This window comes from Methylobacter sp. Wu8 (assembly GCF_036440755.1).
Classification (GTDB): Bacteria; Pseudomonadota; Gammaproteobacteria; order Methylococcales; family Methylomonadaceae; genus Methylobacter_A; species Methylobacter_A tundripaludum_A.
Genome location: NZ_JAZGVT010000062.1, coordinates 96,085 through 117,739 on the forward strand (window position 1 = coordinate 96,085; position 21,655 = coordinate 117,739).

General features: G+C 53.8%; 25 protein-coding genes. 2 read left to right on the forward strand and 23 right to left on the reverse strand.

Features of this window, described 5'->3' with window-relative positions; translation table 11 throughout:
- Positions 1-164: 164 nt before the first annotated feature.
- Positions 165-1,115, reverse strand: coding sequence for a ZIP family metal transporter (locus V3O24_RS09835; RefSeq protein ID WP_331307119.1), 951 nt, complete (start codon positions 1,113-1,115; stop codon positions 165-167).
- Between the two features lie 218 nt (positions 1,116-1,333).
- On the opposite strand from V3O24_RS09835, the gene V3O24_RS09840 reads away from it, so the two are divergent.
- Positions 1,334-3,658 carry a TonB-dependent receptor gene (locus tag V3O24_RS09840; protein WP_331307120.1) on the forward strand — a complete coding sequence of 775 codons (2,325 nt, stop codon included), beginning with the start codon at positions 1,334-1,336 and terminating at the stop codon, positions 3,656-3,658.
- An 807-nt stretch (positions 3,659-4,465) separates the two neighbouring features.
- On the forward strand, positions 4,466-5,359 hold the full coding sequence (locus V3O24_RS09845; RefSeq protein ID WP_331307121.1) for an RNA polymerase sigma factor: 894 nt from the start codon (positions 4,466-4,468) through the stop codon (positions 5,357-5,359).
- Positions 5,360-5,692: 333 nt separating this feature from the next.
- On the opposite strand, the gene V3O24_RS09850 is transcribed toward V3O24_RS09845, so the two are convergent.
- The 22 genes from V3O24_RS09850 to V3O24_RS09955 form a co-directional block, all read right to left on the reverse strand.
- Positions 5,693-6,280 carry a hypothetical protein gene (locus V3O24_RS09850; protein ID WP_331307122.1) on the reverse strand — a complete coding sequence of 196 codons (588 nt, stop codon included), beginning with the start codon at positions 6,278-6,280 and terminating at the stop codon, positions 5,693-5,695.
- 258 nt (positions 6,281-6,538) lie between these two features.
- Positions 6,539-7,012, reverse strand: a complete 474-nt coding sequence (locus tag V3O24_RS09855; protein ID WP_331307123.1) for a hypothetical protein — start codon at positions 7,010-7,012, stop codon at positions 6,539-6,541.
- Positions 7,013-7,043: 31 nt separating this feature from the next.
- On the reverse strand, positions 7,044-7,298 hold the full coding sequence (locus V3O24_RS09860) for a RebB family R body protein (protein ID WP_104423221.1): 255 nt from the start codon (positions 7,296-7,298) through the stop codon (positions 7,044-7,046).
- A gap of 50 nt (positions 7,299-7,348) precedes the next feature.
- Positions 7,349-7,672, reverse strand: coding sequence for a RebB family R body protein (locus tag V3O24_RS09865; protein WP_104423222.1), 324 nt, complete (start codon positions 7,670-7,672; stop codon positions 7,349-7,351).
- 95 nt (positions 7,673-7,767) lie between these two features.
- The gene (locus V3O24_RS09870; protein ID WP_331307124.1) at positions 7,768-8,010 is read right to left on the reverse strand and encodes a RebB family R body protein; all 243 of its coding nucleotides are present in this window, start codon (positions 8,008-8,010) and stop codon (positions 7,768-7,770) included.
- Between the two features lie 15 nt (positions 8,011-8,025).
- Positions 8,026-8,343 carry a RebB family R body protein gene (locus V3O24_RS09875; protein WP_104423224.1) on the reverse strand — a complete coding sequence of 106 codons (318 nt, stop codon included), beginning with the start codon at positions 8,341-8,343 and terminating at the stop codon, positions 8,026-8,028.
- Between the two features lie 44 nt (positions 8,344-8,387).
- Complete coding sequence (locus V3O24_RS09880; RefSeq protein ID WP_104423225.1) at positions 8,388-8,681, reverse strand: RebB family R body protein; 294 nt, start codon at positions 8,679-8,681, stop codon at positions 8,388-8,390.
- A 72-nt stretch (positions 8,682-8,753) separates the two neighbouring features.
- Complete coding sequence (locus tag V3O24_RS09885; RefSeq protein ID WP_104423226.1) at positions 8,754-9,077, reverse strand: RebB family R body protein; 324 nt, start codon at positions 9,075-9,077, stop codon at positions 8,754-8,756.
- 126 nt (positions 9,078-9,203) lie between these two features.
- Positions 9,204-9,527 carry a RebB family R body protein gene (locus V3O24_RS09890; RefSeq protein WP_104423227.1) on the reverse strand — a complete coding sequence of 108 codons (324 nt, stop codon included), beginning with the start codon at positions 9,525-9,527 and terminating at the stop codon, positions 9,204-9,206.
- Positions 9,528-9,927: 400 nt separating this feature from the next.
- On the reverse strand, positions 9,928-12,225 hold the full coding sequence (locus V3O24_RS09895; protein WP_104423228.1) for a hypothetical protein: 2,298 nt from the start codon (positions 12,223-12,225) through the stop codon (positions 9,928-9,930).
- A gap of 37 nt (positions 12,226-12,262) precedes the next feature.
- Entirely contained in the window at positions 12,263-12,775 is a 513-nt protein-coding gene (locus V3O24_RS09900) for a hypothetical protein (RefSeq protein ID WP_104423229.1), read from the reverse strand.
- A gap of 149 nt (positions 12,776-12,924) precedes the next feature.
- On the reverse strand, positions 12,925-13,212 hold the full coding sequence (locus V3O24_RS09905; RefSeq protein ID WP_104423230.1) for a hypothetical protein: 288 nt from the start codon (positions 13,210-13,212) through the stop codon (positions 12,925-12,927).
- A gap of 52 nt (positions 13,213-13,264) precedes the next feature.
- Positions 13,265-13,744, reverse strand: coding sequence for a hypothetical protein (locus tag V3O24_RS09910; RefSeq protein ID WP_331307125.1), 480 nt, complete (start codon positions 13,742-13,744; stop codon positions 13,265-13,267).
- Positions 13,745-13,774: 30 nt separating this feature from the next.
- Positions 13,775-14,020 carry a RebB family R body protein gene (locus V3O24_RS09915; protein ID WP_104423232.1) on the reverse strand — a complete coding sequence of 82 codons (246 nt, stop codon included), beginning with the start codon at positions 14,018-14,020 and terminating at the stop codon, positions 13,775-13,777.
- Positions 14,021-14,070: 50 nt separating this feature from the next.
- Positions 14,071-14,394 carry a RebB family R body protein gene (locus tag V3O24_RS09920; RefSeq protein WP_104423233.1) on the reverse strand — a complete coding sequence of 108 codons (324 nt, stop codon included), beginning with the start codon at positions 14,392-14,394 and terminating at the stop codon, positions 14,071-14,073.
- 98 nt (positions 14,395-14,492) lie between these two features.
- Positions 14,493-14,726: a RebB family R body protein gene (locus tag V3O24_RS09925; RefSeq protein WP_104423234.1), complete on the reverse strand. Its 234-nt coding sequence runs from the start codon at positions 14,724-14,726 to the stop codon at positions 14,493-14,495.
- Between the two features lie 44 nt (positions 14,727-14,770).
- Positions 14,771-15,058 (reverse strand): RebB family R body protein, encoded by a 288-nt coding sequence (locus tag V3O24_RS09930; protein ID WP_104423235.1) that lies wholly within the window; start codon positions 15,056-15,058, stop codon positions 14,771-14,773.
- Positions 15,059-15,325: 267 nt separating this feature from the next.
- Positions 15,326-15,649, reverse strand: coding sequence for a RebB family R body protein (locus V3O24_RS09935; RefSeq protein ID WP_104423236.1), 324 nt, complete (start codon positions 15,647-15,649; stop codon positions 15,326-15,328).
- 136 nt (positions 15,650-15,785) lie between these two features.
- Positions 15,786-16,112, reverse strand: a complete 327-nt coding sequence (locus tag V3O24_RS09940; RefSeq protein ID WP_331307126.1) for a RebB family R body protein — start codon at positions 16,110-16,112, stop codon at positions 15,786-15,788.
- Positions 16,113-16,242: 130 nt separating this feature from the next.
- Positions 16,243-16,566 (reverse strand): RebB family R body protein, encoded by a 324-nt coding sequence (locus tag V3O24_RS09945; protein ID WP_104423238.1) that lies wholly within the window; start codon positions 16,564-16,566, stop codon positions 16,243-16,245.
- A 181-nt stretch (positions 16,567-16,747) separates the two neighbouring features.
- Positions 16,748-17,800 carry a hypothetical protein gene (locus V3O24_RS09950; RefSeq protein ID WP_331307127.1) on the reverse strand — a complete coding sequence of 351 codons (1,053 nt, stop codon included), beginning with the start codon at positions 17,798-17,800 and terminating at the stop codon, positions 16,748-16,750.
- 234 nt (positions 17,801-18,034) lie between these two features.
- The gene (locus V3O24_RS09955) at positions 18,035-21,322 is read right to left on the reverse strand and encodes a hypothetical protein (RefSeq protein WP_331307128.1); all 3,288 of its coding nucleotides are present in this window, start codon (positions 21,320-21,322) and stop codon (positions 18,035-18,037) included.
- Positions 21,323-21,655: the final 333 nt, after the last annotated feature.

The following is a 21,655-nucleotide window of genomic DNA, read 5'->3' on the forward strand; positions in this document are numbered from 1 at the left end:
TTTTTTCTAATTGCTGAGTAATTACGAGAGTCTTAGGAACATGCGTAAATTAATTTAAGCAATTACCATGAAGACTTAAATTCTTCATGTCCTTCATGTCCTTCATGGTTTAAAAATTAAGCTTATAAATACAAAACTTGCTCAAGTTATTTCGTGTGCGATCCTTAACCCAACATATTGTCCAAGGCCATCATAATGATGAAGCCGATCATGAGTGCAAAAGTGGCATAGCGCGAACGGCCGTCGGAATGGGTCTCGGGGATGATTTCTTCGCTGATTACAAACAGCATCGCGCCGGCCGCAAAGCCCATGGCTATCGGCAGGATAGGCTCGAAAAGGGTGACCATAGTGATGCCGAGCAAGCCGCCGACCGGTTCCACCAGACCGGTTAGGGTGGCGATACCCACCGCTCGCCACTTGTTGTAGCCTAGTCCGACCAGGGGCAGGGCGACGGCCAGGCCTTCGGGAATATTTTGCAGGGCTATCGCAATCGCCAGAACCATGCCGTTTTTCATTTCCCCCGAACCGAAGCTGACGCCGACCGACATGCCTTCAGGAAAGTTATGGATGGTGATGGCGATGATAAACAGCCAGACTTTTTTCAGGGAGCTCAGATGCGTATCGGAAATCGAATCAAAATGCACATGCGGCAGCTGGCGATCGGCGTAATGCAGAAACAGCGCACCGATCAACATGCCGATGGAGACGACATAAATGCCTTTGCCCGGCCAGACCTGGTTGCCGTAAGCCATGCCCGGAACCAGCAGCGAAAATGCGGTGGCGGCCAGCATGACGCCCGCGGCGGCGCCGAGCAGGCTGTTGAACAGGTTTTTGGAAATGTCTTTAAAAAACAGGGCCGGCAAAGCGCCAACGCCGGTAGCCAGTCCGGCCAGGATACTGGCAAAAAAACCGATAACAACAACCCTGCCGAAAATTAAGTACAAACCGCCGAACACAACCAGCTGCGATAACAGGAATAATCCGGCCACTGTCGCCCAGCGCTTTAGCGGCGGCATAGCCAGCAGTTTTTGGTAGTTCTCGCCGGCTTTGACGGCGTCTATCCGGTCTTCAAAATAGCGTTGCACTTTGGTGACGGTCTTTGTTGTTAAAGTCATAAGGTTTACCTGCATCAGCTCGTTTTGGAATGTGCGTGGGGCATTATAACCAAATACGTATAGCTTGGGTTTGTTTGTGCCGGATTGCCTTGGCGCGCATCCTGCGCCCATGTGTTCGCTTTTCAGCGGCGCGGGAATATTTCCTTTTGTCCGCTGTCGGCTAGTCCCGACGTAGCGGTTTGGCTATCATGGCCCGATTATTTTGACTGGAGAGAAGAATGAAAAAATTGACCTGCACCCTACTCGGGCTGAGCCTGACGGCGGCCGGCGCTGTGGCGGCCAAAGATCAACCGCGGGATTTGAGCGTCATAGACGTAGTCGGCGTTACGCCCATAGAAGGCAGCAATGTCGCCGCCAATAAAATACCGGCCAATATCCAGACAGTTTCTTCCGAACAGCTGGAAAAAGCCCAGAGCATCAGCTTGGCGGATTATATCAGCCGCTATCTGGGCAGCGTGCATATTAATGAAGCGCAAAACAACCCGTTGCAGCCGGACGTTTCTTATCGCGGCTTTGTCGCTTCGCCGCTGCTCGGATTGCCGCAAGGCTTATCGACCTATGTCAACGGCGTGCGCTTTAACGAACCGTTCGGCGATACGGTCAACTGGGACCTGGTTCCCGAGGGAGCGATCGATTCGATGGCCTTATATCCCGGCTCCAACCCGGTTTACGGTTTGAACAGTTTGGGCGGCGCCATCTCGATCAAAACCAAGACCGGTTTTTCAGCGCCGAAGCATCAGTTGGAGGTTTACGGCGGTTCTTGGGACAGGCATTCGGAGGAATTAAGCAGCGGCTGGAATAACGGTACCTGGGGCTATTTTGTAGACCTGCGCCATTTCGAGGAAGACGGCTGGCGGAATTATTCACCGACCAAGGCCGATCAGGCGTTCGGCACCTTGAGCTGGCGCGGCGATAGAGGTTCCCTGGACCTGACCTTGGGCGGCAACGATAACAATATGCGGGGCAACGGCGCTGCGCCTGTCCAGTTGCAGGAACAAGATCGGGCCGCAGTGTTCACCCATCCCGACCAGACCGTCACCCGGATGTTCTTTTCCGAATTGGCGGGCAGCTACGACGTGACTAATGATATAGAAGTGAGCGGTAATGCCTACTTCAGGCAGAACCGGATCAGGACTTTTAACGGCGATAACAGCGATTATGATGCCTGTCAGCTCCCTGGCAATGCCGGGAATTTGTGCGAAAATCCGGGGGCGGATGAGCAGGAAGTTGAAGATACTAACGGCAATGAAGTGTTGGCGGACGATTCGGTCGAAGGCGCAACCAACAACACCAGCGAGACCCAGATGCGCAGCCGTGGCGGCACCTTGCAGACAGCGTTCGCCCAGGATTTGTTCAAGCATAAAAACAACCTGACGGTCGGCACCAGTTACGATTATGCCGAGACGCATTTTGCTTCGGACACCGAGCTGGGCTCGTTGACCGATACACGGGGAACAACGCAAAGCGGGATCTTTGTCGATGAATCCAGGGTGCGCCTGCATAGCAATACTTCAACGGTCGGCGTGTTCCTGACCGACAGTTTTTCCATTACCGACGACCTGACGGCAACCGTAGCCGGACGTTACAACTACAGTCATATCAATATGGAAGACAAGTATATAAAAGATCCTGCAAAAACCCTGGACGGATCGCATACTTTTGAACGGCTTAATCCTTCGGCAGGCTTGACCTATCAAATCAGGGATAACCTGAATGTGTACGGCAGCTACAGCGAATCGGCCCGTGCGCCGACGCCGATGGAATTGAGCTGCGCCGATCCGTCGGCTCCGTGCAAATTGCCGAACTCGTTTGTGGCCGATCCTCCGTTGGAGCAAGTGGTTGCCAATACCTGGGAAGGCGGTTTCAGGGGCGATTTGGATAAACTGTTAGGCGAAGGGAATTTGAAATGGAACCTGGGTTATTTCAATACCATCAATTACAACGACATTATCTTTCGCCGCGATGCTTCCAGCGGCCTGATCAGCCAAGGTTATTTCAGTAATGTAGGCAAGACCCGGCGCTACGGCATAGAAGCGGGAACTACGGTTAATTATCCGCAGTTGTTCAGCGGTATTGACGACTGGCATTTCTCGACCAACTATACTTATTTGAACGCCCGGTTTTTGGATAGTTTCGATATTCAGAATCCGATGGATACTAGCCAGGCGATGGCGGTTACCAAGGGCAATAGGATTCCCGGCATCCCCGAGCATATCTATAAGGCCGCCTTGAGCGTCGATTTATGGCAACGCGTGTCGTTAGGCATTGACGGCATCTACAGCGGCGACAAGTATTTCAGGGGAGACGAGGCTAACGTCACTCCGCAGTTAACCGGCTACTGGCTGTTTAACGCCAAGGCGGAATACAAGGTCACCAAGAATTTTGCGGTATTCGGCAAGGTCGATAATATCTTCGACAAGAACTACAATTCTTTCGGTGTTTATGGGCAAGTCAATGAGGTGTTTCCGCAATTTGACAATAACCGCTTTGTATCGCCCGGCGCGCCGAGAGCGGGTTGGATTGGCGTGCGTTTGACGCTGTAAGCTTTGCCGGAGTGGAGGCGGTCTGTTTTGTATTCATCGAGCACGATCTTCCACTCCGGCCTGTTCTTTGAGGCTATATCGTCCCTGCCGGTTTACACGGTAAATTTCAGCGGCGCAAAGTTCAGCCCACCGCATCCCCTTGAACCGCTAAGCGTTCGGTGGCGGCGAATACCGCTTTATGGGCCGCCGATTGCGTCGCCTTTTTCAGGCGCTCCGTAGCGTCTCATCACAACTATCTTCAATATTCCATATCGCCAAGGCCCTTTTCGATAGAGGCCGCAACCACTCCTTACTCTTGGGGCTCAGGGAACGGTCCAAGTCAATGAGCTGCGATCGCAGCTGTCCACCCTTAAATTAAAGTTCAAATGGAGTACAAGGCTTGTCTTGTACTAACCGCGCCACACTGCAAGGCTCCAGCCGCTGGAAATAAGCTGTCATCTGTGACGCGCTGCGCCGCGAATTGAACGCTCCATCCATGCAGCGCGACAAATAGGACAAAAACTATCTGTGCGCAACATCAGTCAATAAGCTGCGATTGCAGCTATCCACCCTAAAAACCGCAGTTAAGCGTCCCAAATGGGCCGTATCCGTGAGCCTGAGTTTTCCAGGCCCATGCCCAATTTAAGTGTTTGGCGAGAATGTTGATAGCCAGTATAAACGGCAATACGCGGACGATTGCATCGTCGTGCATAAATTATTACCACGCGCCAACGGCAGCAATAATTTTTTACCGGATAAATTCACAAGTGTGAAGTTCAAACGTCAATTCTTTACCTTTTAATTTCTTATTAATGCTGTTGGAGGGCCATGGTTGTAATCAAATTTCCCCTTCGAAGCGAACATTTCCAAGAAACTGAAATCGACAATCCGGCGGCGGATGGTTCGCACCAGTTCAGGAGTGGCGCTGAGTTCGAGGGTAATCTGGAATCGGAATCCTGGCGCGATGCTTACGGTGATGGCCAAGAACGCTTGCAGCCTAAGAATTCCGGTCGAAAAAAAGCTCTGTCGCCCGCGCAAGTAATTGCACAGTCCATAGGGCCGTCCAGTCCCATGCCTACGGTAAGAAAGCGCACGCCGACCCCGGCGGAAGTCATCGCTCAATCGCTACAGCCCACGAATTTTGGCGGTGCGGGATTGCTGGGCGATTCTTTTTGGCAAGGCTGGATGGAGCATGAAGAGTACCTGCGCAGGAAATGCAATTATCTGTTAGGCGGCAACAGGGAGGAGGCCGAGGACGTTTTGAGCGCGGCGATGATGCAGGCTTTCCAGAACTTTACCAACCAATCCTGCGGAGTCGGAAATATGCGCGCCTGGTTGACGACTATTGTCCATAATGCATGCATGGACGGATTCCGCAAATCAAAACGCAAGAATAATTACTTTACCGACATTGAAACGTCGGAAATTGAGAATATACCCGCCGACTACGGCGCGCCGTCGCAATCGCCGGAAGACATCGTCAGAGTCCGGGAATCGCTGGACGAACTGTACCAGCTGATTTTGGCGTTGCCCGAGACCTTGCGCGAACCTCTTTTACTGAGAACGATAGAACATCTTTCCTACCCTGAGATTGCAACGCGGCTCAATCTAACCGAAGCCAATGTCCGCAAACGCCTCCAGCAGGCGCGCGACCGGCTTCGCGCCAGCAAACTGAGTGACGGTTTGTCCGAATACTCAGGAAACACTCCCCGTAACTATTAGTTTTGCACGGTCGGCTAGCCAACGGCGTACTTAAGCCGTTTGTTGATTTGTTCAATACCGCGTATACGAATTGTCCCTTGCACCACCGGTTAGGATCTGGTTACAAATAACTTCCCAAAATCACTGTTTTCGGTCGTCAGGCCGTTCGTGCTGAGCCTGTCGAAGCATGATCGGCTTGACGCGGTGGGTCGAAACTTTTCCGCCCACCTCATTCGACAAGCTCATGACAGGCTTCGACAAGGCTCTCCTGAGCGTAGCCGAAGGGCTCAGGGCGAACGGAAAAGTTTCATCCGATCCATATCGGGAAGTTATTACTGACCATATCCTTAGCGTTTATTGTCCCTCAGCCGGGTCCGCGTTTGCAGAGGTGGCGTTGCCCGTATCCGAAATTTCGCCTGTACCTGGAGCCGCGGTTTTTTGATCAAGCCGTCGCGAAACTTCTTCGGTAATCATGTCTTTTATGGCGTCAAGGAATTGTTGCGTTGCTACGGCATGCTGGGCGGCAGCGGTTTTAACAGCGGTAGAGCCTGATGCTGTCAGCATACTCAATGCAGCGACAAGTTTTTCGGTCGGGGTCGAAGCGACAACGGCGGCGTCCGCTTGGGTTACGGGGTCAGCGGGCTTTGTGGTGACCCCGGGTTCTGGAACCGCTACGGGTATCGCCTCTTTCACTGTCTGCAAAAAGGTGTCCAGGGTGTCGGTACTTTGCCGGGTGTTGGCGACTGCCTGAGTTACCGCCTCCCGTTGCGCGGCAATAGCCTCTGCGAGGGTGGCTCTCTGGGATTCGAAGGAACGGCGGATGGATTCCCGATGCTGCATTGCCGCTTGTAAAATTTGCACCGTCGGATAGGGGCTGGCCGGTTCAGCGGCTTTCGCTGGAGGCTCATTCGTCGTGTCAGTCTCATTTGGGATGTCAGTCATGGCCGTGCCGATTTAACAATTGATTATGAAAAAAGATTTTAGCGCACGCATATTGGATAAACAATTTTAGTACATACAGTACCGGGCGCATTCCGACGGTGGTGCGGTCAAAGAACGTCTTCCGAATTTCTGCGTTTATATGCCTATAAAGGGTGCGGCGGCAATGATTTATGCGGCCTGAAACATTGCCGCCGCCGGCGTATCCGGGTTGCCAAGGCTGAGGAAAAGGCGTTGTACATAGAGGTATCGATAAGCGTGTCAGCGCGGGAAATCCGTGGCGACGCTGATGGCGCTCATGCCGACTGTTTCAAGGTTGGTTGCGGCCATCGTGACAGCCGTCTGGGCTTGTGTCAGGATCTGGCTGTAGGAAGGATCTTTCGTCTCCAGAAGCAGCTTTAGCGCCATACCTTGGGCGGTGGAGGAGATAGCCATAATGTTACGCAAGTAGTCGGTTGCATCCTGTACCGCAAAGGCCGCAGCCTGGCTGGCTTTTTGATAAGCGATGCCGGAGTCTATCACTTTACTGGTATCGCTGCTGCCTATGCGGACGGCGTCCCGCGTCTGCTTGACCGCATCGACGATTTGCGAGTTGACCAGTACCTGATTGCTATCGGCGGTTGGGGTCTCCGGTTCAGCGGCTTTTTTTGCGTCTTCAGGGGCATCTTTTGGAGCGCCTGATTCGGCGGGATCTTTCATCTCGTCATTAGGGTCTTGGATATTTTCTTCACTCATAGCTGAAGTCCTCGTTTATTTGTCGATGTCATTATTTTTCCGATTTGGTCATACCGCCCGAGGAAATTTCCAGAATTTGCTTGCAGGCGGTTGAGGTGATCGCGTTGCTGATCTGTTGCAGACCGCCTTGCGCCTGCATCGAGTTCTGCATAGCCAAGCTGACGGAATGAGCCAGGGTCTGATACAGAACCGCCATGGCTTGGGCTGGTGCTTCGCCCAGCACCTTGACGTTGGTCTGTGTCACAGCGTCGGTGATTTGCGAATTGACCGGTGTGTTGTCTGCCATGGTTCTATGCCTCTTGGGTTAATTTGGCCGGGCGCTTGGCGCCCGGATGTTCAGCGCTTGGTTGCGGCCAATGCCACCAGCAGCGCCAGCAGTACACCGGAATTGTCGCTTTTGCCGAGTTTCGAGGCCGCCGTCGCCGCAGCCATGGTGTTGACACTGTACATTTGAATCACACCCAGATTGGTCGCCGCCTGGCTGGAAATCGCCGCATGCTGCTGAGCCATGGTAGAGTTCTGGTAGAGGATGCCCAGCGAGTGAGCCATGGTCGTGTACAGCGAACCCATAGCGATGGCCGGTGCGTTGCCCAGGACTGAAATGTTGGCTTGCGTCACCGCATCGGTGATTTGTCCGTTTACGGCGGTCGGGAATGCCATAGAAATTCTCCAAATAAAAATCTGTAATGTGCGTCATGGTCTGTCTAAGTTGATATAGACGTGCCAATGGCGGTTTTGTGAGCGCTCCGTCGGCCTTATGGCGATTTCGGCTCAACTTTCAACAACATGGTGCAAATCACCGATGTAGCGCTGTTGCCAACCTGCTGCATCCCGCCCTGAGTCTGCATGGCGTTTTCCATCGACAGACTGGTCGAGTGCGCCAGCGCTTGGTAGGCGACGCCCAATGCTTCCCACGGCGACTCCCCGACGACCTTAACATTGGTCTGGGTGACGGCGTCGGTAATTTGCGGGTTTACCTGAGGATCTGGATTTGCCATAGCCTAACCCCCCGCTTATGTGACTACCGGCATTTGCGGCTCGGGAGGACGATGTTCGGTTACTGTCTGTTGCCACGACGAAGTTTGCAGGTTGACGGCTCTTTTTTGGGGCGGTTTAGTACCGAGAAGCTTGGTGACGTTCCGGGTCGTGACAGACAGCCCAACTGTCGCCTGTTGCTGTTGCTGATTCACCATGTTGGCGAACAGCACCGTCAGCGCCTGAGTTTGCCCTAGATACGCGTTGATCGCCGCCGTTGCCGGTCCAAGTCCCAGCACATGGCTGCTGGTCTGGGTGACGCCGTCGGTAATCTGAGAATGCACTAATTTTGGCATGGCCGTTCCTCGTTATGTTGTTGATGCTGGATACGCCGCCATGCTCATTCCTCATCGCCGGCGGCGAATAATTGCGTGAGCTCCTGGGTCAGCGTGGTCGCTGCGATATTCGCGTATTGCGCCTGCTGGTTGACCATGTTGGCGAATAGAATGGTCTGCGACTGGGCCTGGCCGAGGTAGGCGTTGACCGCGGCCGTTGCCGGCCCCAACCCCAAAACATGGACCGAGCTTTGGGTGACTCCGTCAGTGATTTGCGCGTTGCAACCGGGGTCTCCATTACTCCCATGATCATGGGTATCCGGGTCTCCCGTTTGATTGGTATCTTTGATGTTATCCATGAGCTTCTCTTAATTTCAGGTGAGAAAATATGCCGTGAAAAGACAGGGTGATCTGGGCGACCACCCCCAATCTTAGCTTTGGGTAGCCTTGAGGGCGCTCAACAAGGCCAACATCGTATCGGGCACGTCGCTTTGGCTGACTTTGCTGGTAGCTACCGCGCCGGCCATGGTATCGACGCTGTACAGCTGAATCACGCCCTGATTGGTCGCCGCCTGTGCGGAGATAGCCAGCTGCTGTTGGGCGCTGGTGGCGTTTTGATACAAGATTCCGGTGGAATGGGCCAGGGATTGATAGATCGCGCCCATCGCCATGGCTGGGGCGTCGCCCAATACTTTTACGTTGGCTTGGGTTACTGCATCGGTGATTTGACCGTTAACGGCTGTTGGGATTGCCATAATAAAACTCCTTAACTGGATTTACGAATAAGTGATGATTTTTCCGCCGAGGCCTGCGCCTATAGGCGATGTTAAAGCGTTGTTGCTGTTTTCAGAAACGTTTAATCGTTCCGGTATTGCGTTTTGCTAACTTCTGGTCGCTTTAAGGGCGGTCAACAAGGCCAGCATGGTGTCGGGCACGTCGCTTTGGCTGACTTTGCTGGTAGCCACCGCGCCGGCCATGGTATCGACGCTGTACAGCTGGATCACGCCCTGGTTGGTGGCCGCCTGTGCGGAGATAGCCAGCTGCTGCTGGGCGCTGGTGGCGTTTTGGTACAGGATTCCGGTGGAATGAGCGAGGGATTGATAGATCGCGCCCATCGCCATGGCTGGCGCATCGCCCAGTACTTTGACGTTGGTTTGGGTCACGGCATCGGTTATTTGATCGTTGACGGCGGTAGGGAATGCCATATCGAGTTCCTTATTTAAGTAATGAAAATAAAGTGGGGTGAGCCACCGGAGAAGACCGTAACCGGAAGGTTTCCGTCTCTGCTTAAATAGACGATTCGGCTTGGCGTTTGTGAATCGTTGGAAGAAATTTTTGTAAAAAATAAAATATCGAGGTCGGAATATGTATGTTGGCAGGATAACTTATCCAAATGACAGGGTAATCTATGGAGTGAGCAGCCTTGATTCCCAATGAGGCGGTGGAAACATGGGGAATCAGGTCTAACAGGCCCTGTAAGTTTAGAAAGTTAGCGTTTCCAGGATTACCCCCAATCTGGAGATTGAGGGGCGGATAATGAACGGAACAATAAAATGCAGCCTGCATCGTGGGCGAATCCGGCTGTTTTATCGGAGAAGGCTTACATTATTGCGGGAAACTTTCCGCCAAGGAAGTTTGCTCTTTTATATCCGGTTCGTTCCCGGTAACCATTGAGTTGATTTCTCCCAGCCAGGCTTGGATAAGTTTTATTTGCTTGGGATCATAGCCGCTGCCCCGATTGCCCACAATGCTGTTCGAAATCGGCAGGATTAGAGACTGGTCAATTTTTGGATACCTGGCGGCCACGAATATTTCGCATAATGGACGTTCCGCTTGATTTAAAAAATAGACCACAGGCATGTCATTAAAAATTTGCAGCCATCTTTGGAGGGCTTGTGTATGTTCGAGATCGTAGCCGTAGGGGGAAATACGCCGCCCCCCGATAATCAGGCTTTCAACCATCGGCCAATTGCCGGGGTCGAGGCGTGGATAGCGGCCGGCGAGCAAAACGGCGATGCCGGTCTGGTCCATGCCATTGAAATCGACCGTTTTCTCACCGACGATGATCTCCATGAAACCGAGCAGATCGGTTACATTGGCCCGTGCGGCAGGAAGGAACGCCCGCAAGCTCTTAATATCAAAATTACTTTCATTGTTTTTATGAGTAATTGTCTCGATATACAGCATATTCTCGATAACTTGATCGCAGCATTGGCCGAATCGCCCGCTTTCCTCTTCGCCTACGAGCTCTTTTATTTTATTTTGATAAATCCCTTGGAAGTCACTTATGCTTATCTTTAGAAAAATTGTAGAAAGCCGAAGAATAGGCAAAAGAGCTCCTGGGCTATAAGGCGCCTTATCAGGATTCTCGAAAAAAACAGCATCTTGCAGAAAGTTCAATGCGTCACGAGACAGACCATTCCCGTCATCGGCATTTCCCCGTATATCAAAGCCGGTGATCCCCTCGATCTGGCTACGGATGACTCCAAGCTGGTCGGCGGTCACCTGCGGGGCCTGGTTGAGCTGCTTGACCAAATTCAGCATCTGCTTATCGATGGGGGGATCGGTCTTTTCCACATACAGTGGTGTTGGCGAGTGCCTATTGCCATCGTTGGCCTTGGCAAGCGCGAATGCGGCAGCGCCGATAACTTCCAATCCCAAGTATTTATCTGTGCCGTCAAGTTGTAGGCCGAGTGCGGTGCTTTCGCGGGAACCGAAACGCTGGCTGACGTCATTAATCGCTTTAAGCTTCACTTTGTCTAATATTGGCAGCAGTACCCGTGCCGCGCCGATGCGGGTCACTCGCTCCCCAAACTTCTCATTTCCCATAGGATATCGAAGAATTTCCCGTGCCTTCGGGTCTTGTCCGGTGGCGTAGACGATAAAATCCACATTTATATTTTTTCCGCTACCGTTAGGCTCAGTGTATGTGATTGTGTAGCTTTCTTTATTCTGATCTATTGTAAGTCCACCCCTTCCTGAACTTTTATACTTTATAATGCAGTCTTCAACCGCCTTGATGGCCTGATCCCCTTTTATACTCTCATCAATTTCATAATGCTTGGTCGCCAACCAGAAAGGCTTATCGTTTGTTCTTAGCAAGTAATTAAGCGTAAATCCGTACTGTAACGCCGCGATGGCCGCGTCTATACCGGCATTGGGTCCCATCAAGGCCACTGTTTTGCCTTTGTCGCCATTCTTTTCAAGATTTCCGCACAGGCGCATAAAGCTGTCCAGGTCGAGTATCCCGCTTTCGAGGGATGTATCTAAAAAAGGCACGGTTATGCATATGTCGTTATTCTCTTTTGAATAAAGTCCTTCTTTTATAAGCAGTTCCTGCAAGAAATCCGGCACCGTGTGCGGGCCTGCACCGCCGCCATAAACGATCTTCAGCGCAGTAACCGGTGTGGGAAGTTTTTCCGGTGGGTAACCGACCGAAATGGGACGGTTGAATTGAACATACTCCAATTCGTTGACGGTGATCGAAGCGCCGATATCCTCCTTGAATACGACCGTCCCGTCCGCTGAACAACGTTCCAAAGGCTCAGTCAAGGTAATGGTTTTCGTGTCGATTTTGGTGACAAGCGCCGGAATATCATTGACTTGTTTGCCCGCTTTTATAAGACGCTGTTTCCAATCGGCGATTATTTTTTCGTTGTCACTGACTAGTACTTGCCTTTCGGTCGGATTTGGTGACTGTGAACGCCGGTCTTCAAGGCTGCGCCCGTACATGTACACGGCGTGGTTAACGATGCCCGCATCGCCTCGCACTACGTTTTGCCAGGCATCGACCCCGCCGATGATGCAAATTTTTTTCGCCCATTGGAGGTCTGCCATGTAAAGGTAGGTGGCTATGCTGTAGCCGCGTCCTACAAAAACAATATCGTAATCAAAATCAGCCATCTCTATTTCCCGTAATGGAATTTTATCGGTAAGGGCGCTAAGCGGTGATGTTACTGATAGTGTCTATCCAGCAACTGAAAAGCATTTCCCGTTCATCGCGTGGCGCGTCAAAAGGCGTCTCGGTTTGGGCGTCGTCCGGTTCCGAAGAATCTTTGGAATCGAGGACGGACGACGATCTGGCAACATATATTTGAACAGAAGACTGCAAACGTTCGACCAGATCATTTTGGGTTCTGGCCATTTCTGGTGGGATAGTTCGTTTGAGGTTCAGTTGCCCCATTTTCATTAAGGCCGTATTGGCTGTGATGAGCCCTAGAAATAACGGCAGTACTGTTTTGTTGGCAAAGTCAAGTGATTGTCTTAGCGATTCGATCGAGAGGGGATTTGATAATTGGAGGTTAAGCAAACACTGTTTAAAATCGGTCAGGGTTGCGACTATAGCGATTTGTGGTTCATCGTAGTCGGGGCGTTTTCGGAGACTGGCGATGACGGGATCCAGATTGTCCAGCACCGATTGGATCGCGTTGGATAGCAATACGCTCTTGGGCATTGTTGTGAACCTCTCTTATTGGCGATAAAAGTGGGCAAGGTCGACCACTGTTGGCATGTTAGTAAAAGCGGACGGGCAGTCTTGGGTTGTTTTTTGAGATGTAACGAGACAGGGACGAACGCTAAGCGGTATGTATATCCTGTCTCGTTTTAAGGTTTGTTGTTGGAGTTAGGTTTCGGCGGCTGCGGCACGCTGCCCTGGATGGCGTCGATGGCTTCGAGCGTCATTTCCATGACGTGTTTTTCAAGCTTCAGCATTTCTTCGCGCATTTCCGGGTACAGTGTATTGTTTTGAACCAGGATTGACATTTGGTTGGCGGTGGCGTCGGTAAATGTTTTAAGTGCTGACTGTATGGCGGCCTCGGTTGCTTTTACGCCGGCCGAACCATACATGATCCGGTCGAGCAGTTCTTGTTGAGAGGGCGTTTCGCTAGGCATGTTCGTGGTCTCCGGCAAAAGGGAAGGAGGGTGAATTCTTCCGGCGGCAGTGTTATTTGGGTTTTGATATTTTATTGCTGAGACGCGGCGGCGTGGGCGAGTCGTCAGTATTCAGCTCTTTGATGCTGGTCGTCGTTACGGTGACGTCATTTGAATTTCCGGCCGGGGTCCCGCAGGTGCGGGCATTATCGGGGGTGTCCTCCGGCTTTGCGGCTTGATTAGCGGATGGCGCGTCGTCAGCATCGTCGTCATCGGCCGTTGTGTTCGAGCTATCGGTATCATTCGTTGGCGGCGATAGCTCGGCGTCCTTCAAATCCTGATCCATTTCCAGCATATAGGTGATCGCTTCTATTTCTACATCGTTAGCGCCCAACTCCACAGTTTTTGCGTTCAACTCGACCCGCGAGGCTTCAAATACAACTTTCTCAGCCGTGTCCAATTCAATAGAAATCGCAACAGCATCGTCTGTATCCAATAATGCTACAGCCTCTTCGGGATTGGTATCCTCGTCGGGTTCATGGATCGTTGTCATAGGAAACTCCGTAGTCGTCTGTCAATAAAATTAACCACCCATGCCGCCGGATGAAATTTCCAGAATTTGCTTGCAGGCGGTCGAGGTGATGGCGTTGCTGATTTGTTGCAGACCGCCTTGCGCCTGCATCGAATTCTGCATCGACAGGCTGACGGAATGAGAAAGGGTCTGATACAGAACCGCCATGGCCTGAGCCGGCGCCTCGCCCAGCACTTTGACGTTGGTCTGTGTTACTGCATCGGTGATTTGCGAATTGACCGGTGTGTTATCTGCCATGATGTTATGCCTCTTGAATTAGTTTGTCCGTGTGCTCTTAATGCCCGTATTCAGCGTTTGCTTGCCGCCAATGCTACCAGCAGCGCCAGCAGCAGACCGGAGTTGTCGCTTTTACCCAGCCTTGAGGACGCCGTCGCCGCGGCCATGGTGTTGACGCTGTACATTTGAATCACTCCCAGGTTAGTCGCCGCCTGGCTGGAAATCGCCGCATGTTGCTGAGCCAGGGTAGAGTTCTGGTACAGAATGCCCAGCGAGTGAGCCATGGTCGTATACAGCGAACCCATGGCTACGGCCGGCGCATTGCCCAGGACTGACATGTTGGCTTGCGTCACCGCGTCGGTGATTTGTCCGTTTACGGCGGTCGGGAATGCCATAGAAATTCTCCAAATAAAAGTCTGTAAAGTGGCGTCATCAGCTGTCTAATTTACACAGACGTTCCGCGAACGGTTTTGTGAATAACTGGACATCATTTTTACGGCCCGACTTTTAACAACATGGTGCAAATCACCGATGTGGCGCTGTTGCCAACCTGTTGCATCCCGCCTTGAGTCTGCATGGCGTTTTCCATAGACAGACTGGTCGAGTGCGCCAGGGCTTGATAGGCGACGCCCAATGCCTCCCACGGCGATTCACCAACGTTTTTAACGTTAGTTTGGGTGACGGCGTCGGTAATTTGCGGGTTTACTTGAGGATCCGGATCCGCCATGACTGTTCCTCGCTATGTTGTTGGCATCGGATGCGTCATCCCGTTCATTCCCCGCCGCTGCCGGCAGCCAGTAACTGGGTCAGCTCCTGGGTCAACGAGGCTGCCGCGATATTCGCATACTGAGCCTGCTGGTTGACCATGTTGGAGAACAGGATGGTCTGCGACTGGGACTGGCCTATATAGGCGTTGACCGCGGCCGTTGCGGGACCCAAGCCCAAAACATTGACCGAGGTTTGGGTGACTCCGTCGGTGATTTGCGGGTTGCAACAAGAACTTCCGCCGGTTTCGTCGCTCTGGCTTGGCGGATCGCCGCTTGATGTTGGATCTGACATTTGTTTCTCCTGATCTTAGCTAAAAAATCGCCCTGTTACAGGGTGACGCCTGACTCATCCTGTAACATAAGCCGGTCTGGCTTTGCCGCGCGTTAGGCCGGAAAGACGATGGCCTGTGAGACAACGCAACAACGGCCTAACGCACCAAGCCAAGCGCATTCTGGGCAGCCAAGCCGCCCAGGAACATGGATTTTTCATGGGCAAGGACTTAGGTGGCGTATGTGGGGCTGGTCTCCCACCCCCAGGCAAGCGTTTCGTACTTAACTCTTAGCTTTGGGTCGCCTTGAGCGCGGTCAACAAGGCCAGCATCGTATCGGGTACGTCGCTTTGGGCTACCTTGGCAGTGGAAACCGCACCGGCCATGGTATCGACGCTGTACAGCTGGATCACGCCCTGATTGGTGGCCGCTTGCGCGGAAATAGCCAGTTGCTGCTGTGCGCTGGTGGCGTTTTGATACAAGATGCCGGTGGAATGAGCGAGGGATTGGTAGATCGCGCCCATTGCCATAGCTGGGGCATCGCCTAATACTTTTACGTTGGCTTGAGTCACTGCATCGGTGATTTGGCCATTGACGGCTGTTGGGATTGCCATAGTTATACTCCTTAGTATAGTTTGTCGAAAATCGATTGGTCATTTGCTGCCGGGGACATCCCGATCAGCAGAATTCATTACAATTGCCGGGCCTTGGCGCGTTATCCGCCGGATGCCCGATATATACAGTCCTGCACTAGTATCCCTTGGTCGCCTTAAGGGCGGTCAACAAGGCCAGCATCGTGTCGGGCACGTCGCTTTGCGCGACCTTGGCAGTGGAAACCGCGCCGGCCATGGTATCGACGCTGTACAGCTGAATCACGCCCTGATTGGTAGCGGCCTGTGCGGAGATTGCCAATTGCTGCTGGGCGCTGGTGGCATTCTCATAGAGGATGCCGGTAGAGTGGGCGAGGGATTGATATATCGCGCCCATCGCCATGGCCGGGGCGTCGCCCAGCACCTTGACGTTGGATTGGGTCACGGCATCGGTAATCTGATCATTAACGGCTGTTGGAAATGCCATAGTTAATCTCCTCCAATAAAATATCTAAGCTGCGGTTTTGCAGCAAGGGGTTAATCAACCACCGGACACCGGATATTCGGCTGCGGATTCCCGAATCCGGCGGCATGTTGCTTCGGCATCACCGAATTCATTAACTCTGCACTGCTTTGAGGGCAGTCAGCAGGGACAGTAAGTTGTTAGGTACATCGCTTTGGCTGACTTTGCTGGTGGCGACCGCTCCAGCCATGGTGTCAACGCTGTACAGCTGGATAACGCCCTGATTGGTGGCCGCTTGTGCGGAGATAGCCAGTTGCTGTTGGGCGCTGGTAGCGTTCTGGTACAAGATTCCGGTGGAATGTGCCAGGGATTGATAGATCGCTCCCATTGCCATGGCCGGGGCGTCGCCCAGCACCTTGACGTTGGATTGGGTCACGGCATCGGTAATCTGATCGTTGACGGCGGTAGGGAATGCCATAATCGAGTTCCTTATTGAGTTGATGGAAACAAGGTGGTGTCGAGCCACCGGGATTGACCGGCAGCTTGTAGGTCACTGGTCTTTGCATTAATAGACGATTCTGTCCGGTATTTGTGAATCGATTGGGATGATTTTTTTATTTTTTTATATCAATATTTCGGACCTTGTTTTTGGCTTGCTGTCAGCCTTTCGGCGGGTGACCGTCTGCCGGGGCAAGCGTTATCGTGCCCAAACGCAGACCCACCGGGCCTTTATCGGCCATTTCGATAAACGCGAACAAAAACGCGGGAGCTGGTGCCTGATTATCGAGGGTCGACGCTGCCGGAATGGCTAGCACAGTGGGGCTGGTCATCCGGCATCCTTCGCCGAGACCGTTTACAGGCCAGTCCAGCTTCTCCGTTGCGCCGGTGTCGTCGAACAACATCAGTTGCGGTGCGGCATCGGTCGTCGCCAGAAGAAAATAAACGCCGTCCCGGACATCCACATCGAACTCCGCAACGATCGGCTCGTCTACGATAGGCACGATATAACCGACCGATTCCAGCGATTCGTCGAACGAGACCAGCTTGACCGAGCCGAGCGCCACGCCATGCGAGGACAATATTGCCGCCTGCCTGCCGCCTTCCTGATACACAGCCCACAACGTGGTATCGCCCGGCGCATACTGAAACACTGCGCCCGAAACGGCAGGAACCAGCTTGACGCCTTTAGCCGGTCGGTTGCCGGTTGCCGGCGGGAACAGCATCAGCGTCTCGCCGTCCGCAACGGCGGTCGTGCAGGCTTTCATCGCGGAAGCCGGAGCCGCGCCGCGTACAAAACGCGGATGACTGTAATCCGCTTGGTCCAGGATGTTCGGAATATCCAGCGTGCCTTCTTTGGCGCCGCCGACCAACAGGGCGTTGACGGCCCCGCCGAAAGCCAGTATCGCTCCGGCGGTTCCGCCGTCAGCGGCGTTCGCCAAGGCCCAGTCCGGCACCGAGGGCAGCCATTGCGGCACGATGATCGTCGGCCGGGAACTGGAAGAGGCATCCAGGATTACACCGCCTATTTCCAGGTTCGGAATAGGCATCAGCGTCGTTTCGTAAGGCATGTCGTTGGCTATGCTGATTTTCGATATGCCTGCGGCGGTCCTCGCCATGTAAAGCGCTACGCCCGAAGCGCCGCCGACCAGGCGCAACAGTCCGGTGATTTCCAGGTCCACTAAGTCAGAGATGGCGGCTTTTCCGTTCAGCATGGGATTTTTACGATATTTAAAGTTGTGCCGATCAGTTCAGGTTAATGGAACTCGGATGACGCGGATTAAAAAGCCCAAAACAAACTGTTTAAAAATCCGTTAAAACCGTCCGATCCGCGCCATCCGCCGACTGCATGGACAGATATTTGCTCCTGCAATATCTGCATTCCCCACATCCCTGTGGGTTATGCAGGAGGTAGCGCAATGCAGGAGCAATTGCCGAGTTCCATGTCTCTAAGCGCCGGCGGCCCGCTCTGCGAAGATGACCGGGAGCTGATACGGGTTTTGCTTGACGAACCCGGCGTTAGGCAGTTTTACAGGGGCGGAAGTTTCGAGAAAGCGGTACCACTGTCCGGTCGGCTTGAGTATGCTGGGCCGTTCCAATCCGGTTATCGACTCGCTAACCCAGGACAGCCAATTGGCAAACGGCGCCGAGCCGTAGGATGGATCGAAAAATATGTCGATTCCAATCTGTTGCAGCCGGACAAGGAAATGATTCTGGAACGCGGGCGGCGGCGTTGGGCTGTTCTGTCCGGCTCCGGGGGACCAGGTCGCCCAACCTGCATTGGAACCGCCGCTTCCTCCCGCCTTGCCGTCGTTATTCATAAAATGGGTATAGGCTGTGCCGTTCGCGTAGGGCGGTGCGTTGAACGTCCAGTTGCGCATCAGGAACCGAACCGCTTCCGCCGATAAGCCGGGATTGGGTTTAACTTGGATCAGCCCCGCTCCGTCAATACCGTGGATGCCGAACATCGACATCAGCATCTGTGCAAAGGACAGGCTGGAACCGCCGCCGTCGGCGATAAGCAGCTGCGGGGCTACGGCGCCGACAGCGGTAACGGTCAAATGCTGCGCCGCGCCCAGGCGCGGATGCCAATATGCGAGCAGGACGCCGTCGTGCTTGCGTTTGAGCTTGATGTTGGGGTTTTCGGGATGAAAGGCCGAGTAAATCCCGAACGCCGCTCCGACAGCATCGGCCGTTTCTTTACCGGCGGCACAGGAAATATCGAGCACCGTCCATAGCGTATAAGCCGTTTTGGCGGCATCGGGATCGTTAAGCGCGTTCTGCGCTGTCGTTATCGGATCTTCCAGCGTCACATAAATGCCGTGTTCGGTCACGTCGAACAATGTCCAGTTTTGACCGCCGGTATTGAGTTCCCAAAAAATCAACAGCGGGTCTTCGTGCAAAATGACATCGGGCAAATTGGCGCTGTTGGTGTCCGGGAAAATGACTGTAGCGCTGCCGACAGCCGGAATGTTCACCTCTTGCCGCCAGCCGAGCCGGCTTGCCCGGCCGCCGGACCGGCGAAAATAAGCGCTGGCCCGGATCGGCGTATTGTCCGCATCGATCTTCGGCCGCCGGGTGACGTTGATTTTTGCGGCTATGCCGATAGGCGTATTCCGGGTATAGGTTTGGGGCGGCTGATATAAGACCGGTTGCGGGTATTCCTGCACAGTGCCCGGATTGGCGCGATGCCAAACCCGTGGAAAATGCTTGCAATAGCCCAGCCTGGCCAGCGTGGAACCTGTCACATAGTCGATCGTCACGGCGCGCCCGCCGCTGAAAGTGATGTTGTCGACCGCCAGTTGCGGCCCGTCGTTGCGCCATTGCCGGGGCGCGCGAATATCGAGTTGCGCCCGGAGCTGTTGCCCGCCGACGGTCGCGCTCAGGTTTACCGTGTTTGCCGCATCCAGCCGCACGGTGCGCAGACGCGCCTCAACACCGGCTTCGACCTGATTGGGGTTGCCGTTGTCGGCCCAGGCGATGTAAGCCCAGGCCGCCGCCGTATCCGGCATGGTCTCGGCCCGGACGACGGCTTTCGGGATCGGGGCTGAAATGTCGAACACATTCGGGTTGGTCAGCCGGTAGCTGTACCATTGTTGCGCTACGCCGGTTTCAAAGCCGTACACCGGGATGGTCAGCGCATTAAGGGTGGGCGTTACCTTGATTCTAGCGACCAGCGCGGTCCCGCTGACGGCGGCCTTGACAGAATATCCCGCCTGCCCGAACGGCGTCAGCACATTCCTGGACAGAATCCTGCGATTGGCCTGGCTTCCGTGAGTCCCGTCGCCGGTCCAGGCGATATAAGCCCACGCGGCCTTATCGTCAGGGGCGGTGGTCACGGTTACGGTGACGTTTTGTTTAAGCGCATAGCTGACCGAATAATCCGAAACATTTCCCGCCGCCATGATGGCGTCGATAATCCGATCCACAGTGGACACTTGCATGGACACAAGAGTCGGCGTGATTTGGATGACCGCAGTGCGCGTCGTGTCGCCCACGGTGACGGTGATGGTATATCCGGCCTGGCCGAAAGGGCTCAAGGCATTGCGCGCCAATGTCTTGATGTTGGCTTGACCGGTAGCGGCGGCATTGCCGGTCCAAACGAGATGGGACCATGCTTCTTCGCTGACCGGCTCGGTTACGGCGCTGATCGAAATGGCGCCGTTGCCGTAGGGGATCGTATAGTGCGAGGTATTCCCGGTGGTTGACGTCGGGGTCACGATCCCGGACTCAGTGGACACGATCAACGCCGTGAACCGGGGCACCACTTCGATTTTAGCTTCATACGTCGGGTTGAGTCTGGCGGCTACCGACACGGGCTTGCCCGGCGGCGTCATCGCATTGCGCGGCACCAGGCGGCGGTCATACGGATGATCGAAATCCACGCAGCCGCCCTCCCAGCTTAGATAACGGTAGGCATCCGTGTTGTCCGGCATCATTGCGGCGCGCACCACGATGGGTTGACCATCGGCGGCGTAGTGCGCGATCCAGCGGTCGCCGATTTTTACCGAGTTGCTGACATCGAGACCGCCCAGCAGGGGCCGCACCGTTACGGCGATCCGCAAGCGTGTGTTGCCGAGCCACGCGGCAACGGTCATAGGCTGGTCCGGGCGGCTTATCCGGTCGCGGGGGAGCAGGCGGTAGTCGTTGGCATAACCGGCTTCGCCGCCTTCCCAAATCAGGGACTCGAACACGCCGGGGACGGACGGTTCCACGACGGCCCGGATGGTGACTACGCCAACCTGCGCGTATTCCGCGGCATATTGGCCGTCGCCGGTCTCGTCGGCCCCGCTGACTTCGAGGCGCAACAACCGGCCTTCGACCGGCGGGGGCGGCGGCATTAGAGCCGCGGTCAAACACGCCACCAGTGTCTGCACGGCATTTTGCAGTGCAAGCAGATTGACATTGTGTTGCGTCGCCATCGAGGGCGGAATGGAACGGTTGGTATTTAACTGTCCCATCTTGGTTATCGCCACATTGGCAATAATCAGATGTTCGAGCAGAGGCAGGACGGTGAACTCCGCCGAGTTTTGCAGCTCCGCCATGACCGACATCGGCAGGGAAGGGGCGATGCTGACGATCAACAAGGCTTGCTTGAAATCATTCAATAAACCGATGTCGGTGGCGAAAGCCGTGTTGTCGTTGAAATCAGGCCGCGCCTCGATGTCGTTGATGACGACCGGCAGACGCTCAAGCGTTTGTTTGATGGATTGGTTTAGTCTGGGATTGCTCGGCATGTTTACTTTCTAATCGGGTGATGTCCTTAGGGCTTTCAATTTTGGGAAATACGGATATTGTCCGGCGCGTAGCCGGGTCTGTTTCCGCACTTACAGAAAACAGACGGCTTATGAATGATTTTGTGAATTATATGTAGACCTTGCGGGGTGTTTTAAGCATCAAGCGAAATAAATCGGAGCGGCGGGAAAGTCTTGGTTGGCGTGGATTTCACTGACTAAGGAACGTGCATGAAATAACTTGAGCAAGTTTTATTTTTCATTTTTTAACCATGAAGGACATGAAGCGGCATGAAAGGTTTAAGTCTTCATGTCCTTCATGCTCTTCATGGTAAT